This is a genomic window from Agrobacterium sp. 22-3639C2, from assembly GCF_053522105.1.
In genome coordinates this window covers 121,416-135,364 of record NZ_JBNWDB010000001.1, presented here as the reverse complement: position 1 = coordinate 135,364, position 13,949 = coordinate 121,416, and the positions used below count along the sequence as shown (strand labels likewise).

Sequence of the window (13,949 nt, the reverse complement as noted above, 5' to 3'; positions counted from 1 at the left end):
GCGGAAGTGTTCAGCTTGGCCCTGTTGCGGTGCAATATCAAGCCTTTCAGGCTTCGTCGTCGCGGTGGAGCCACACCTTATTGTCGTGGAAAGCCGCGCCGCCATAGGGGGCGACGGCATCGGCGCCCGTCAGAACATTGATACCCTCGCCGTCCAGATGCGCCTTGTTGGGCCACAACCCTTCGGCAACCAGAACGCCGGGCCTCGCACCCTCCACGATTTTCGCGTGAAGACGCACTTCGCCGCGGCCATTGCCGATACGCACGATGTCGCCATCGGCTATACCGTTGCGGGTGGCGTCCTCGGAACAGATCATCACTTCCGGACGGCCTTCCTTCTGCACGGAGGTTTTCGTTTCCGCGAAGGTGGAGTTGAGGAAGTTGCGCGCTGGCGATGTCGCCAGTCGGAAAGGATGCTCTCCGTCGGCGGTTTCGATGACATCTACCTGATCCGGGAATTTCGGAAATTGCGCAACCGGCCCCATCACGCCGATGTTTTTCGGCGGTTTGTTTGGAGACGGCCCTGTCGCCCATTCGGGGCTGAAACGGAATTTTCCGTCACCATAACCAAAGCCCTCGAGATAATGCGCCACCTCGAAAGCGGGCTGCGCATCGATCCATTTTTCTTCCGCCAACGTATCGAAATCGCCCCAGCCGCTGACTTTCAGCATATGATCGACATGGTCGCGGGCTGAAAGACCGAAGCCCGGCATGTGGTCGATACCAAGACGTTTCGCCAGTTCTTCGATGACGAAGAGATTGGTGCGCACGGTTTCCGGCGGCTCCACCAGCTTGGGGCCAAGCAGAATGTGGTTCTGGCCACCGGCGCGGTAGATGTCGTCATGTTCAAGGAACATGGTGGCCGGCAGCACGATATCGGCCAACTCGGCCGTCTCCGTCATGAATTGCTCATGCACGGCAACAAAAAGATCGTCGCGCAGGAAACCCTGTTTCACCAACCGCTGCTCGGGTGCGACATTGACGGGGTTGGTGTTCTGGATGAGCAGCGCCGTCACCGGGCCACCATGTCGCAGCGCTTCCGCATCCCCCGTCAGCACGCGACCGATCTGCGACTGGTCGAGCTGGCGCACGTTGGGGTCGGCATAGGCTGTGCCCATCAGTTCCGCCTTGTTGAGCCGGAAGATATCGCCGTTATTGTGGAAGGCGCCGCCGCCTTCATATTTCCACGAGCCAAGAACGGTGGCGATCGAAAGGGCGGCATGCATGGCGACCGCGCCGTTGCGCTGGCGGGCGAAACCATAACCGAGCCGGAAGAACGTCTTTTTCGTCGTGCCCACGAGCCTTGCGAAATCCTCGATTTCCTCCACGGAAAGACCGGTGATTTCGGACGCCCATTGCGGCGTCTTCGATTTCAGATGCTTTTCAAGTCCCGCCGGATCGTCAGCGAAGCGCGCCATGTAATCGCGGTCGGCATAACCATCGCGGAAGGCAATGTGCATGATGGCGCAGGCGAGCGCCGCATCGGTGCCGGGACGCAGGACGATGCGCATATCGGCCTGTTTCATGGTCGGATTGTCATAGATATCGACGACGACGATCTTCGCGCCACGTTCCTTGCGGGCTTTTACCGCATGGGTCATGACGTTGACCTGCGTGGCGACAGCATTCGTACCCCAGATGACAACGACATCGGCCTTGCCGATTTCGCGCGGATCGGGCCCGCGCAGCGCGCCTGTACCCATCACATAACCCGTCCAGGCCATGTTGGTGCAGATCGATCCGAAAAAGCCGGAATATTTCTTGGCGTGACGCAGGCGCTCGATGGAATCGCGCTGAACCTGTCCCATGGTTCCGGCATAGAAATAAGGCCAGACGGCCTCGGCGCCGTGCTTTGCCTCGGCTTTGACGAAGGCGTCGGCAACCTCGTCCAATGCCGCTTCCCAGGATATCTCCTGCCAGTCGCCGGCACCCTTCGCACCCTTGCGGCGCTTCGGGGTCAAAAGACGGCCGGGATGATAGATACGCTCGGAGTAACGCGCCACCTTGGCGCAGATGACGCCGGCAGTGTATGTATTGGCATTGGCGCCGCGAACGCGGCCGATGCGGCCATCGGCAGTGATGTCCACTTCCAGCGCGCAGGCGCTCGGACAGTCGTGCGGACAGACTGTGTGGCCGATGCGCATGGCACTTTCGGCTTTCGGGGTGGCGTTTTTAGCGGAAATCGGGGTCGCAAGGTTCATGTCTTTTCTATATTGCATCAGCGACGCGGCAAAAAGGCCGAAGTGACGTCCATCAAGAATATTCATCATCCCCATCGGGAAGCGAGACACATCCCATGAACTATCGCCACATCTACCACGCCGGCAATTTCGCGGATGTTCTCAAACACGCCGTTCTCGCCCGTCTCGTCCGTTACCTGCAGAACAAGGACAAGGCGTTTCGGGTGCTGGATACTCATGCCGGCATCGGCCTCTACGACCTGTCATCGGAAGAGGCGCAGAAGACAGGCGAGTGGCAGACCGGCATCGGCAAGCTGATGGACGCCGATCTGCCGGCCCCTGTCGCCGAATTGCTGGAACCCTATCTTTCCACCGTCAGGGAACTCAACCCCGAAGGCGGCATGCAGTTCTACCCCGGCTCGCCAAAGCTCGCGCGCATGCTGTTCCGCCCGCAGGACAGGCTTTCGGCCATGGAACTGCACCCGGACGACGCACGCGCGCTGGCGCGTCTGTTCGAGGGAGATTATCAAGTTCGGGTGACGGAGCTCGATGGCTGGCTGTCGCTTGGCGCGCATCTGCCGCCGAAGGAAAAACGCGGCCTCATCCTCGTCGATCCGCCTTTCGAGCTTGAAAATGAATATCAGCGGCTGGCGGATGGGTTGAACAAGGCATATCGGCGTTTCTCCACCGGCACCTATTGCCTGTGGTATCCGCTCAAAAAAGGCGCACCGATCAAGGATTTCCACGAGCGGCTGCAATCCTTCGATATTCCGAAGATGCTGTGCGCGGAACTTTCCGTGAAAAGCGACCGGCTGGAAGGCTTGAGCGGCTCAGGCCTCATCGTCGTCAACCCGCCCTACACGCTGAAGGATGAGCTGCACACGCTGCTGCCATTCCTGAAGACGGTGATGGCGCAGGACAGATACGCCTCGCACCGCGCCTTCTGGCTGCGCGGCGAGGAAAAGCCGGAAGAGGATTGAGAGCTTACCCTAACCCCTTCCGCGCCTGTGCAAGCTGCGATCGCTCAAAGAACAGGATCACGAACAGCGCCATGACGAACGGGATGATGAGGTAGAACAGCCGGAACACCAGCAGCGCCGCAATCACGTCAGCCGGGTTCATATCAGGCAGGCCGGTGACGAACACCAGCTCCAGCACGCCAAGCCCGCCCGGCGCGTGCGAGATGAGCGCCGCGGAAAAGGAAATCAGGAAAATCCCGAGAATGACCATGAAACCGGGATTTCCGGCTTCCGGCAGCGCGAAATAGATGATGCCTGCAGCTCCGATCAGTTCGATCGGACCGATGACCAGCTGTTGCGCCACCAGTTTCGGCACGGGATATGGCAGAAAAAACGAACCGATTTTCAGCGGCCGCAGCTTCAAAAGACTGCCGAGCACATAAAGTGCGACGATGGCGAGCAGCAGGACGCCGGTTGTCGTTGACGCTTCCACGGGCAGGATGCCGGTAAAGCGCTCGGTAATGTCCGGTTCATAGACCAGCACCAGTCCGATGAGCATCATCGTTCCGATGATGAAGGTGAAGGAACAAAGGCCGACGAGAATGCCGACTTCGGCAGCGCTCAACCCCTTGGAAGTATAGGCCCGGTATCGGACGACGGCACCGGAAAACACGGATGCTCCGACATTGTGGGAAAGCGCGTAGGTGGTGAAGGAGGTGAGCGTGATGAAGAACCAGTTTACCTTCCGGCCGAGATGCTGGAGAGCGATGCGGTCGTAACCGGCAAGGGCGGCATAGGCGACAAGCGTCGACAGGCCGGAGCACACCCAGTCCCGCGCGCGAATGGCCGTGAGGCTTTCCCATAGATCATCGAGTGAAAGACCGCGCAGCTCGTGATAGAGCAGCCAGGCCGAAAAACCGATCGTTGCCAGACCAATGACGGGCCAGATGTATTTCTTCAATGTCATGCGGTCATGCCCGCCTATTTCCCCCAGCTTCACCCCAACCCGATTTCCGCACTCCGCAGAAGATTCGTTCGACTCTATTCGTTATGCGGCGAAGCTTTCAACCTTTTTGCCCGTTTGCCTCGTTCACAAATTTATGTAAGACCGCTTTGTCGTCTGCGGGCGATACGAGGTCGTCCATTTTCCGGAGAACGTGCACGAAATGAAGCGTTATGCCGGTTTCATCGCCCTCGGTCTTCTGTCGCTTGCGGCCCTTTGGTTTTCGCGGGAAAATCCGGCCCCGACCGGTTCTGCAACCAACCGGCAGACCCAATCCCAAACGCAGCCCGCCGGCACTTCCAGGCCCGAAACATCCCAGCCGGAAATTGCCCGACGAGACACGGGCAAAAACCCTGTGCCCGCCGGAACAGGCTTCGATTTTTATGTGCTTTCGCTCTCCTGGTCGCCGGCGTTCTGCGCCAGCTCCGAAGGTTCCGGCAATCGCCAGCAATGCGGCAGCAACAGGCGGTACGGTTTCGTCGTGCACGGGCTCTGGCCGCAAAACGAAACCGGATACCCCGAATTCTGCACGAGCAGCGAGCCGGACCGTGTGCCCGACGCAATCGGCCGCACGATGTTCGACATCATGCCCTCCATGGGCTTGATCGGCCACCAGTGGCGCAAGCACGGCGCCTGCTCCGGCCTTTCGCAGAAAGATTATTTTTCGGCAACACGAACCGCCTTCGAGGCGGTCAAGCTGCCGGAGACGATTGCCTCGGGCGCTAAAGGCGCCTCTCTTTCCGCCGACGCCATCGAAACCGCCTTCACCGACGCCAACCCCGGCATGTCGAAACGCGGCGTCTCGATCAGCTGCGACGGAAAACGCCTTGAGGAAGTCCGTATCTGCCTCAACAAGGACATGACATTCCGCGATTGCCCTGAGCTTGACCGCAAGGGCTGCCGCGTCAGCGCTACCGAAATCGTCCCCATTCGCTAATACCCACACATCAACATATGTCAGGACCCGACTATGGAACTGCTTTATTCCGTCACTTCTCCCTACTCCGCCAAGGTGCGCATGGCCGCCCGCCATCTCGGCATCGACATTACCAACGTCGCCGTCGACACCAATGCCGAGCCCGCGACGCTGGTTGACAACAATCCGCTCGGCAAAATTCCGGTCCTGCTTCTAGACGATGGCGGCTCGGTCTATGACAGCGTCGCGATCATGCACTATCTAGACCGCCTTTCGGGCGGCAAGCTCTACCCGAAAAAGAACGGCAAGCGCACCGAAGCGGAAATTCTGGAAGCGCTCTGCGACGGCATCATGGATTGCCTGCTGGCCATCGTTTACGAGCGCCGTTCCCGCCCGGAGGACAGAGTTCACCAGCCATGGATCGACAAGCAGTGGAAAAAGGCGGTGAAGGGTCTGGATCATCTCAACGCCAACCTGCCGAAAACCGGTAAGAAGCTGCATGGCGGACATTTCGCCCTTGCGGCGTTGATCGGTTATCTCGATCTGCGTTTTGCAGGTGAATGGGCCGAAGGGCACGAGGCGCTGGCGCAATGGCCGGAAACATTCGGCAAGCGTTTCGAAGCCTATAAGGACATGAGGGCTGCCGCCTGACGCCAATGTGAGCGCCATGCCTGGCCTGATCGCCGGGCATGGATGCTGTAACTGATGGCAAAAACGAAAAAGCCGGGGCGTAAACCCCGGCTTTTCTTTACCGATCCTTGAAGGATCAGAACTTGACGCCGATACCGGCCTTGACGGAGTGGTCGTCGAAGCCGCGCGAGAACGCGCCGGAGTCCAGGCTGTAGTCCTTCTTCTGGTAGTCGCTGTAGCGATATTCCAGACGGGCAGTGATGTTGTCCGTAACCATGGCTTCAACGCCGGCACCAACGGTGTAGCCGAGGGCGGTTGCGCTGTCCTTGGAGGTCGCGTCACGTACCTTGTTGTCGGAGGCTGCGAGACCAGCCGTACCGTACAGCAGGAACGGGTTCATGTCGTAACCGACGCGAGCACGCAGCGAGCCGTTGACGCCCTGCTTGCCTTCGACGGCGTTGCCACCAACCGTACCAGCGGAACCGCGCTCGCGGCCGAGGTTAACGTCTGCTTCGGCACCGTAAACGATCTGGCCGTTCTGCATGTTGTAACCGCCGTAGATGCCGCCGCCGGCGCCCTTGGCGTCACGGCCGTCGTTGCTGGAGCTGAAACGGCCCCAATCGTAGTTGGCGGTACCACCGAGGTAAGCGCCGGTCCAGTTCTTGACCGGAGCGGGCTGGTCGTAGGCTACCGGTGCCTGCGGCACGTCGTTTACGGCGTCAGCGGCGTGAGCAGCCGAGAAACCGGCGGCTGCAATGGTCGAAGCCATAATGGTTGCTACGAAAATACGCATGTTATTCTCCTTTCAGGACCGCGCCGTACTCAAAACATTGTTTTTAGACGCGGTAAATTCGTCGGGTTAATCGCCCCTCTGAAAATTGAATTTGATGGGAGAATGCGGAGATCAAAGAGCCAAAATGTGAATTGTTTGGGGCAGACACGTGACTAGAATTAGACGTTGCCTAATTGCCACAAGGGTTTTATTAACCCTACTGGAAACTTAATTTCCAATATATCGAATTTAAACTTAGTTATATTCAAATTAAATTTAAATTACATTACCAATAAAAATCCACACAATTCTTTTACGGCCCACGGACAGCTTGCGATTTGCGATTATATCCAGCAAATAGGGCGTGTATGAGCAAATGCAGGTCCGCTGTGAAAGAAAATATACCGAAGACAGTCTTGATAACGGGTGCCGCCCGGCGGCTCGGGCGGGCGATCGCCACGGATTTGGCCTCGCATGGCTTTGCGATTGCCGTCCACGCCAATGCCTCTATGGGGCAAGCCGAGGAATTCGCTAACGAAATAAGGCAAAAAGGCGGCAAGGCCGTTGCCGTTCAGGCGGATCTGACACAATCATCGCCAACAATGGCGCTTGTCGAACAGGCATCTTCGGCGCTCGGCCCGATAGGCGTCGTCGTCAACAATGCATCCATTTTTCTGGACGATTCGGCAGAAACGCCCGATCCGGCAATCTTCGACGCGCATTTTTCCGTGCATGTGCGGGCGCCTTCCCTCATCGCGGCCGCATTCGTTCAGCAATTGCCTCAGGATAAATCCGGACTGATCGTCAACATCATCGATCAGCGCGTACTTGCGCTAACGCCGCGTTTTTACTCCTATACGCTTTCGAAATCGGCCCTTTGGACAGCCACACGGACGATGGCGCAGAGTTTTGCGCCGCGGGTGCGCGTCAACGCCATCGGGCCGGGTCCCTCCTTCAAAAGCGAAAGACAGGCGCCGGAGGACTTTCAGGCGCAGATCGACGGCCTTATATTAAAGCGCGGTCCGGAACCCGACGAGTTCGGGCGGACGATTCGCTTTCTTTTTGATACGCCGTCGATCACCGGACAAATGATCGCGCTCGATGGCGGCCAGCATCTTGGCTGGGAAACCCCTGATGTGGCGGAGATACCTGAATGAACGGAAAGAAGCTGCCTGACGGCGGTATTCTCTTCGATGAAACCGATGACGAAGACGACGATGCAAACCTTGCCGCGACAGACGCGGCCGAGGCACCGCGCGACGTTGCCGGCATGGACTGGAATGCCGGCTGGAAAAACGAATCCGGCCTGAAGGGCATGGATCTGATCGGCGAATTCGTCAAACACCTGCCGAACTCGCCGGGTGTCTACCGCATGTTCAACGAGGCGAACGACGTTCTTTACGTCGGCAAGGCGCGCTCGCTGAAGAAGCGCGTCGGCAACTATGCCCAGGGTCGCGTGCATTCCAACCGCATTGCGCAGATGGTGCGGCTGACCGCCCATATGGAATTCGTCACCACCCGCACGGAAACCGAGGCGCTTCTCCTGGAAGCTAACCTCATCAAACGCTTGCGGCCGCGCTTTAACGTGCTTTTGCGCGACGACAAGTCATTTCCCTATATCCTGATCACAGCAGACAATCGTGCACCGGCGATTTTCAAGCACCGGGGTGCGCGGGCGCGCAAGGGCGACTACTTCGGGCCCTTCGCCTCTGCCGGAGCCGTTGGACGCACGATCAATTCACTGCAACGCGCGTTCTTGATCCGCACCTGCACCGACAGCGTTTTCGAAACCCGCACGCGTCCCTGTCTTCTTTACCAGATCAAGCGCTGTTCCGGCCCCTGCACACATGAGGTGAGCGATGAGGGGTATGCGGAACTCGTCAAGGAAGCCAAGGATTTCCTGTCCGGCAAGAGCCAGAGCGTCAAGACCGCGATTGCCCGGCAGATGAACGAGGCGGCCGAGGATCTCGACTTCGAGCGCGCCGCCGTCTATCGCGACCGGCTGGCGGCGCTCTCGCACGTCCAGAGCCATCAGGGCATCAATCCGGCCGGCATCGAGGAGGCGGATGTTTTCGCCATCCATCACGAGGGCGGCATATCCTGCATCCAGGTGTTCTTTTTCCGCACCGGCCAGAACTGGGGCAACCGCGCTTATTTCCCTAAGGCCGACCCGTCCCTGCCCGGCTCGGAAATCCTCAATGCGTTCCTGGCGCAGTTTTACGACGACAAACCGGTGCCGAAGCAGATCCTGCTTTCCGAAACCGTGGAGGAACAGGAATTGCTGGCCGCTGCTCTCGGCGAAAAAGCCGGACACAAGGTCACGATCAGCGTGCCGCAGCGCGGCGAGAAGAAGGACATCACCGACCATGTTCTTGCCAATGCCCGCGAGGCGCATGGCCGCAAGCTGGCGGAAACCTCGTCTCAGGCGCGATTGCTGAAGGGGTTCGCGGAAACCTTCAACCTTCCCTACGTGCCGCGCCGGATCGAGATTTACGACAACTCGCACATCATGGGCACCAATGCCGTGGGCGGCATGGTGGTGGCGGGGCCGGAAGGCTTCGTGAAAAACCAGTATCGCAAGTTCAACATCAAATCGACCGACATCACTCCCGGTGACGACTTCGGCATGATGCGTGAGGTCATGACCCGCCGCTTCTCGCGCCTGTTGAAGGAAGAGGGCAAGCCCGACCGCGCGCAGACGCTGACGCCCACACCCGAGGAAGCCGCGGACATGCCCTTCCCCGCCTGGCCGGACGTTATCCTGATCGATGGTGGTCAGGGACAGATGACGGCGGTGCGTGCCATCCTCGATGAGCTCGACATTCGCGACAGCGTGATTGCCATCGGCGTCGCCAAGGGTGTGGACCGCGAGGCGGGCCGCGAGCGCTTCTTTGCGGATGGCCGCAGCGATTTTTCCCTCCCGCCGCGCGATCCCGTGCTTTACTTCATCCAGCGCATGCGCGACGAGGCCCACCGTTTTGCCATCGGCTCACACCGGGCGCGGCGCAAGAAGGAAATGGTGCGCAATCCGCTGGATGAAATTTCGGGGATCGGCCCAGGACGCAAGCGCTCGCTGCTGCAGCATTTCGGTACGGCCAAGGCGGTTTCACGCGCAGGCCTCAACGATCTGATGAATGTCACCGGCATTTCAGAAGCCGTAGCGCGGCAAATCTACAATCACTTCCATGAGAGCAGTGGCGATTGAAGGCGCACTGTCGCAACGAACTGCTAAAAAAACATAATAACGTGTTGACCCTATGCGTCAGGGGCGGCATCAAGGCAGCTTATCCAGACTGACAGGTTTCCCATGGCTTCGCGCGCATACAGCATTCCCAACCTTCTCACCTATGCCCGCATTCTGGCGGTTCCCGTCATCGTTTTGTGTTTTTACATCGAAGGAAAGCTGGAAAGCTCGGATTTTGCGCGCTGGACGGCACTCTGGCTGTTCATCGTCGCCTCGCTGACCGATTTTCTGGATGGTTATCTGGCGCGTATCTGGAACCAGACCTCCAATATCGGCCGCATGCTGGACCCGATCGCCGACAAGCTGCTGGTCGCCTCAGTGCTGCTCTTGATGGCAGCGGACGGCACCATTGCCGGCTGGTCGCTCTGGGCCGCCATCACCATTCTCTGCCGCGAAATTCTGGTCTCGGGCCTGCGTGAATATCTGGCGGCGCTGAAGGTCAGCGTTCCCGTCACCCGTATCGCGAAGTGGAAGACCACCATCCAGATGGTGGCCATCGCCTTTCTTCTTGCCGGTCCCGCAGGAGACAAAGTTCTGCCCTACACGACCGAGATGGGAATTACGCTTCTCTGGCTTGCAGCAGCGCTTACCATGTACACCGGCTACGACTACTTCAAGGCGGGTCTCAAGCACATCGTGGACGAAGAATGATGGCGCGGATCGTTTATTTCGCCTGGGTTCGCGAAAAGATCGGCACGGCGGAAGAGGAGCTGGATATCCCCTCCTCCGTTACCACGGCCGGTGAGCTGATCGCCTATCTCTCAACCCTTGGTGAAAACTACGAAGCCGCCTTCGAATTTCCAGATGTGATCCGCGTTGCGGTGAATCAGGAACATGTTGAACATGACGAAAGCATTGCCGGTGCGCGCGAGATCGGCATTTTCCCGCCCATGACGGGGGGATAACCGGATGCAGCCGACGGTCCGCGTGCAGGCACAGGATTTCGACGCTGCGGAAGAAACCCGCAGGCTGACGGAAGGCGACAAGAGCATCGGCGCGGTGGTGGCCTTCACCGGGCTTTGTCGCGATGATGGCGGCACGCTCGCGGCGCTGGAACTCGAGCATTATCCCGGCATGGCCGAAGCGGAAATGACCCGCATCGCGCAACTCGCCATCGAACGCTTCGACCTCCTCGGCCTCACCGCCATTCATCGCCATGGCAAGATCGCCACCGGCGAGAATATCGTCCTCGTCATTGCCGCTTCCCGGCACCGGCAGGCCGCCTTCGACGGCGCAAATTTCGTGATGGACTACCTCAAGACGTCCGCCCCGTTCTGGAAAAAGGAACATGGCAAGGATGGCACGAAGGGCGACTGGGTTGCCGCAAAGACGACCGACGACACGGCCAAGGACAAATGGCGGTAACGCTTTGTGTTTTCCCGCACTTCCGGACGAAAACCGGACGCCACCCCTCCTGGAAATGCTCTAGGGCGCTTCCACCCTGCTACGCATGACGATCAGCCAGCCCACCAGAAGTGCCAGAACCGCCGCATCCCGCCAGATAACCGGGCCGTAACCGACCCATAGCGTTTCCGCGAACCCGACGGCAGCAGCCCCGAGCGCGCAGACGAGCGGGCTTGCATAACCGCCCGCTGCCGAAATCAGCACGACCTTCAGGCCGAACACCAGACCGGCACCGAAATCCATGGTGCCGTAATAAAACGTGGCGAGGACGCCGGCGATGGCGGCAAGCAGACCCGCTGCACAGTAGGACAGCAGGAACACCCTGCCTGCATTTACCCCGCACAGTGACGCGGCGAAAGCATCGTCCGACACCGCCTTCCAGCGTCTGCCAAAGCCGGAACGCTGGAGGTAGAAAGTGCCTGCGAGAACGAGCAGGCAGAAGACAGCCGTGTTCAGCATCTGCATCGACGTCAGGGTGACAGCGAAGCTTCCATCGGCCCAGAATCGCACCGGTTCCGACAAAAGCGGCGGCAGCCATAATTGCCGCGTGCCGGCGGCAAGTCTGGCACTTTCGGTGAGCGCGATCAGCACGCCAATGGAGGCGACCGTCACCGCATTGGGGGAGGCTTTAGCCAGGGGCCGCATCACCGCCCTGCCGATGAAAGCCGCCGCCCACAGACCGCCGAAAAGACCGGCCCCTGCCCCAAGCGCGAGTGTCGCAGGCAAGATCAGCCACAGCCGGTTCCAGCCAAAATCGGCAAACAGCAGACAGGTCTGACCGGCAAAAGCGAAGATCGCGCCATAGGTGACATCGGCCCTTTTCGTGACCGAAAAGGCGATGGCATAGCCGAACGCCAGAACCGCATAAAGCGAGGCGACCGGTACGGCATTCAGCAATTGTTGCAGGAAATAAGCCAATCCGTCCTCCCCATCGCATTATAACTGTTAAAATCCATTTTGATAGTTATAATGTCGCCATGACATTTCGCTGGACAGAACATCGTTTCGCAGGCGGCGCATTGGCCCTCGATGTCGCCAATAGCGTCATCCTGCGCGCGGACGCGGCAAAATCGGTCGACCGTTTTGCTGTGCCTGAGCAGATCGCCACTTTTGCCGAGGCGTCGACCCGACTCGGAGCGGAGCGCGACAGGTTTCCCACACTCATCGCGCCCGAAGCGGACATGAGGCAGGTATTTCTCGATCTTCGCGAGGCGATCGACGATTATTTCCGCTCTTCGATGACGAGTGGCGACGATGACGACGGTCGGCTGGCCGGGCTTCTCTTCGCATGCGGCACGGCACTACGGTTCTTTCCCCTGCGAGAGAGCCTTGCCAATGCGACCGCCCATTCAGCTCTGTCGCTGCTTGCGTCGGAGACGCGGAAACGGCTGCGGATTTGCGGCAATTGCGGTTGGCTTTTCATCGACCGCAGCAAGAACAGAAGCCGCATCTGGTGCGACATGACGGTGTGTGGCAACCGGCAGAAAGCCAGCCGGCATTATCACCGCAAGAAGGAAGCGCAGGCATGAAAGGAATAACCATTCCGTTGCTGGCGATCACTATGGTGCTCGGTCTTTCCGGTTGTCAGCGGGACGAGCCGCGCGATGTCGCGAAGGTTTCCGGCCGCATGTTCGTCTTTAACTACCGTGTGGCGATTGCCACCTATCTCGTGACCTTGCAGCGCATCGCCCCCATCCGCGACGGCAGCACGCTGGAAGCGACCTTCGAAAATCCCCGCGGTGGCACCGAGCTGACGACCAGGGAGAAGATTTTCCCGGCAGATGAAAAGATCGCCGTTCAAAGTCCGCCGGTCGAATGCGTGAAGCAGGACCGCCCCTACAAGGTCACGATCCGCATCAAAGGGCCGGAAGGCGATGTACTGCAGACGATAGAGACCACCATCCGCTCCGACACAGACCAATCGCTCCTTCCCGCCAAACCGCTGACGGTAGGGCCGCTCTACACGCCCAACCCGGACGTGTTCAAAGCGGACGGCACGACGGATATGCGGCCAGTCGAGGGGTGTCCGGCGTCGTGACGATCGTCGGAGTAGACGAAGCGAAAATTGAACCTCCCCTCATTCCTGTGCTTGTCACAGGAATCTAGCCAGCCCACGTCCTTGGGCTGGACAGACTCTTTCGCCGCGCGGACGCGCGTCGGCTGGATTCCTGTGACAAGCACAGGAATGAGGGGGGCGGGTGCTCGGCACAGGAAACAATCTACCTGCAAATAATACAAAAAAAACGGAGCCTTTCGGCTCCGTTTCATCGAGTCTTTTCAGCGGCTTCATGCCATCGCCTGAGATGGCGATTCAAGCCGTTGATATTTTGAATCAGCCGACGATTTCGGTTTCGGCGAACCAGTAGGCGATTTCCTGTGCGGCGGTTTCAGGAGCGTCCGAACCGTGAACGGAGTTTTCGCCGATGGAAAGCGCGAAGCTCTTGCGGATGGTGCCTTCAGCAGCCTGGGCCGGGTTGGTTGCGCCCATGATTTCGCGGTTCTTGAGGATGGCGTTTTCGCCTTCCAGAACCTGAACGATGGTCGGGCCGGAGGTCATGCCTTCAACGAGTTCGCCGAAGAAGGGACGCTCTTTGTGAACGGCGTAGAAGCCTTCGGCTTCGCGCTTGCTCATCCAGACGCGCTTGGAGGCGACGATGCGCAGACCGTTGTCTTCAAATACCTTGGTGATCGCGCCAGTCAGGTTACGCTTGGTTGCGTCCGGCTTGATCATCGAAAATGTGCGTTCAATCGCCATGTGTCCGTTTCCTTTTCCTATAGAGAAAGTGGGCGGTCTTTACCCGCCCAAAGGCCCGAAAACAAGGGGGATCAACCACATTGCGAC

General features: G+C 59.1%; 15 protein-coding genes. 10 read left to right on the top strand and 5 right to left on the bottom strand.

Annotated features, from left to right (window positions below; translation table 11 throughout):
- Nucleotides 1-46: 46 nt before the first annotated feature.
- Nucleotides 47-2,266, bottom strand: a complete 2,220-nt coding sequence (locus ACQZ6D_RS00675) for a molybdopterin-containing oxidoreductase family protein (protein WP_448729572.1) — start codon at nt 2,264-2,266, stop codon at nt 47-49.
- A 29-nt stretch (nt 2,267-2,295) separates the two neighbouring features.
- Between ACQZ6D_RS00675 and ACQZ6D_RS00670 the strand changes: the two genes are divergently transcribed.
- Complete coding sequence (locus tag ACQZ6D_RS00670; protein ID WP_003512446.1) at nt 2,296-3,159, top strand: 23S rRNA (adenine(2030)-N(6))-methyltransferase RlmJ; 864 nt, start codon at nt 2,296-2,298, stop codon at nt 3,157-3,159.
- 4 nt (nt 3,160-3,163) lie between these two features.
- Here ACQZ6D_RS00670 and ACQZ6D_RS00665 read toward each other — a convergent pair whose 3' ends face one another.
- Nucleotides 3,164-4,105, bottom strand: a complete 942-nt coding sequence (locus ACQZ6D_RS00665; RefSeq protein WP_448729571.1) for a lysylphosphatidylglycerol synthase domain-containing protein — start codon at nt 4,103-4,105, stop codon at nt 3,164-3,166.
- A gap of 199 nt (nt 4,106-4,304) precedes the next feature.
- On the opposite strand from ACQZ6D_RS00665, the gene ACQZ6D_RS00660 reads away from it, so the two are divergent.
- Together ACQZ6D_RS00660 and ACQZ6D_RS00655 are read left to right on the top strand one after the other, a co-directional pair.
- Entirely contained in the window at nt 4,305-5,078 is a 774-nt protein-coding gene (locus ACQZ6D_RS00660; protein ID WP_065704772.1) for a ribonuclease T2 family protein, read from the top strand.
- 33 nt (nt 5,079-5,111) lie between these two features.
- Nucleotides 5,112-5,708, top strand: coding sequence for a glutathione S-transferase (locus ACQZ6D_RS00655; RefSeq protein ID WP_003512441.1), 597 nt, complete (start codon nt 5,112-5,114; stop codon nt 5,706-5,708).
- Nucleotides 5,709-5,823: 115 nt separating this feature from the next.
- Here ACQZ6D_RS00655 and ACQZ6D_RS00650 read toward each other — a convergent pair whose 3' ends face one another.
- The gene (locus ACQZ6D_RS00650; RefSeq protein WP_003512439.1) at nt 5,824-6,480 is read right to left on the bottom strand and encodes an outer membrane protein; all 657 of its coding nucleotides are present in this window, start codon (nt 6,478-6,480) and stop codon (nt 5,824-5,826) included.
- Nucleotides 6,481-6,827: 347 nt separating this feature from the next.
- Between ACQZ6D_RS00650 and ACQZ6D_RS00645 the strand changes: the two genes are divergently transcribed.
- From ACQZ6D_RS00645 to ACQZ6D_RS00625, 5 genes are all read left to right on the top strand, one after another.
- On the top strand, nt 6,828-7,616 hold the full coding sequence (locus ACQZ6D_RS00645; RefSeq protein ID WP_003512437.1) for an SDR family oxidoreductase: 789 nt from the start codon (nt 6,828-6,830) through the stop codon (nt 7,614-7,616).
- On the top strand, nt 7,613-9,664 hold the full coding sequence (uvrC, locus tag ACQZ6D_RS00640; protein ID WP_013635857.1) for an excinuclease ABC subunit UvrC: 2,052 nt from the start codon (nt 7,613-7,615) through the stop codon (nt 9,662-9,664). Before ACQZ6D_RS00645 ends, uvrC begins: the two co-directional genes overlap by 4 nt.
- 102 nt (nt 9,665-9,766) lie before the next feature.
- A complete protein-coding gene (pgsA, locus tag ACQZ6D_RS00635) occupies nt 9,767-10,354 on the top strand; it encodes a CDP-diacylglycerol--glycerol-3-phosphate 3-phosphatidyltransferase (protein WP_003512433.1) in 588 nt (195 codons plus the stop codon).
- Entirely contained in the window at nt 10,354-10,608 is a 255-nt protein-coding gene (gene moaD / locus ACQZ6D_RS00630; protein WP_019565410.1) for a molybdopterin converting factor subunit 1, read from the top strand. The genes pgsA and moaD overlap by 1 nt, the downstream gene beginning before the upstream one ends.
- Before the next feature lie 4 nt (nt 10,609-10,612).
- Entirely contained in the window at nt 10,613-11,068 is a 456-nt protein-coding gene (locus ACQZ6D_RS00625) for a molybdenum cofactor biosynthesis protein MoaE (RefSeq protein WP_013635855.1), read from the top strand.
- A gap of 60 nt (nt 11,069-11,128) precedes the next feature.
- On the opposite strand, the gene ACQZ6D_RS00620 is transcribed toward ACQZ6D_RS00625, so the two are convergent.
- Complete coding sequence (locus ACQZ6D_RS00620; protein ID WP_112959019.1) at nt 11,129-12,025, bottom strand: branched-chain amino acid ABC transporter permease; 897 nt, start codon at nt 12,023-12,025, stop codon at nt 11,129-11,131.
- Between the two features lie 59 nt (nt 12,026-12,084).
- On the opposite strand from ACQZ6D_RS00620, the gene ACQZ6D_RS00615 reads away from it, so the two are divergent.
- Nucleotides 12,085-12,636: a CGNR zinc finger domain-containing protein gene (locus ACQZ6D_RS00615; protein ID WP_113157604.1), complete on the top strand. Its 552-nt coding sequence runs from the start codon at nt 12,085-12,087 to the stop codon at nt 12,634-12,636.
- On the top strand, nt 12,633-13,145 hold the full coding sequence (locus tag ACQZ6D_RS00610; RefSeq protein ID WP_013635853.1) for a hypothetical protein: 513 nt from the start codon (nt 12,633-12,635) through the stop codon (nt 13,143-13,145). The genes ACQZ6D_RS00615 and ACQZ6D_RS00610 overlap by 4 nt, the downstream gene beginning before the upstream one ends.
- Nucleotides 13,146-13,439: 294 nt before the next feature.
- Here the strand turns inward: ACQZ6D_RS00610 and ndk are convergent, their stop codons facing one another.
- Nucleotides 13,440-13,862, bottom strand: coding sequence for a nucleoside-diphosphate kinase (ndk, locus tag ACQZ6D_RS00605; RefSeq protein ID WP_003502118.1), 423 nt, complete (start codon nt 13,860-13,862; stop codon nt 13,440-13,442).
- Nucleotides 13,863-13,949: the final 87 nt, after the last annotated feature.

What these genes read in the sequence shown, in the direction of transcription:
- ACQZ6D_RS00650 (WP_003512439.1), bottom strand. Translation starts at nt 6,480, where the DNA reads ATGCGTATTTTCGTAGCAACCATTATGGCTTCGACCATTGCAGCCGCC.
- ACQZ6D_RS00645 (WP_003512437.1), top strand. Translation starts at nt 6,828, where the DNA reads ATGAGCAAATGCAGGTCCGCTGTGAAAGAAAATATACCGAAGACAGTC.
- moaD (WP_019565410.1), top strand. Translation starts at nt 10,354, where the DNA reads ATGGCGCGGATCGTTTATTTCGCCTGGGTTCGCGAAAAGATCGGCACG.
- uvrC (WP_013635857.1), top strand. Translation starts at nt 7,613, where the DNA reads ATGAACGGAAAGAAGCTGCCTGACGGCGGTATTCTCTTCGATGAAACC.
- ACQZ6D_RS00665 (WP_448729571.1), bottom strand. Translation starts at nt 4,105, where the DNA reads ATGACATTGAAGAAATACATCTGGCCCGTCATTGGTCTGGCAACGATC.
- ACQZ6D_RS00655 (WP_003512441.1), top strand. Translation starts at nt 5,112, where the DNA reads ATGGAACTGCTTTATTCCGTCACTTCTCCCTACTCCGCCAAGGTGCGC.
- ACQZ6D_RS00675 (WP_448729572.1), bottom strand. Translation starts at nt 2,266, where the DNA reads ATGAATATTCTTGATGGACGTCACTTCGGCCTTTTTGCCGCGTCGCTG.
- ACQZ6D_RS00610 (WP_013635853.1), top strand. Translation starts at nt 12,633, where the DNA reads ATGAAAGGAATAACCATTCCGTTGCTGGCGATCACTATGGTGCTCGGT.
- pgsA (WP_003512433.1), top strand. Translation starts at nt 9,767, where the DNA reads ATGGCTTCGCGCGCATACAGCATTCCCAACCTTCTCACCTATGCCCGC.
- ndk (WP_003502118.1), bottom strand. Translation starts at nt 13,862, where the DNA reads ATGGCGATTGAACGCACATTTTCGATGATCAAGCCGGACGCAACCAAG.
- ACQZ6D_RS00660 (WP_065704772.1), top strand. Translation starts at nt 4,305, where the DNA reads ATGAAGCGTTATGCCGGTTTCATCGCCCTCGGTCTTCTGTCGCTTGCG.
- ACQZ6D_RS00615 (WP_113157604.1), top strand. Translation starts at nt 12,085, where the DNA reads ATGACATTTCGCTGGACAGAACATCGTTTCGCAGGCGGCGCATTGGCC.
- ACQZ6D_RS00670 (WP_003512446.1), top strand. Translation starts at nt 2,296, where the DNA reads ATGAACTATCGCCACATCTACCACGCCGGCAATTTCGCGGATGTTCTC.
- ACQZ6D_RS00625 (WP_013635855.1), top strand. Translation starts at nt 10,613, where the DNA reads ATGCAGCCGACGGTCCGCGTGCAGGCACAGGATTTCGACGCTGCGGAA.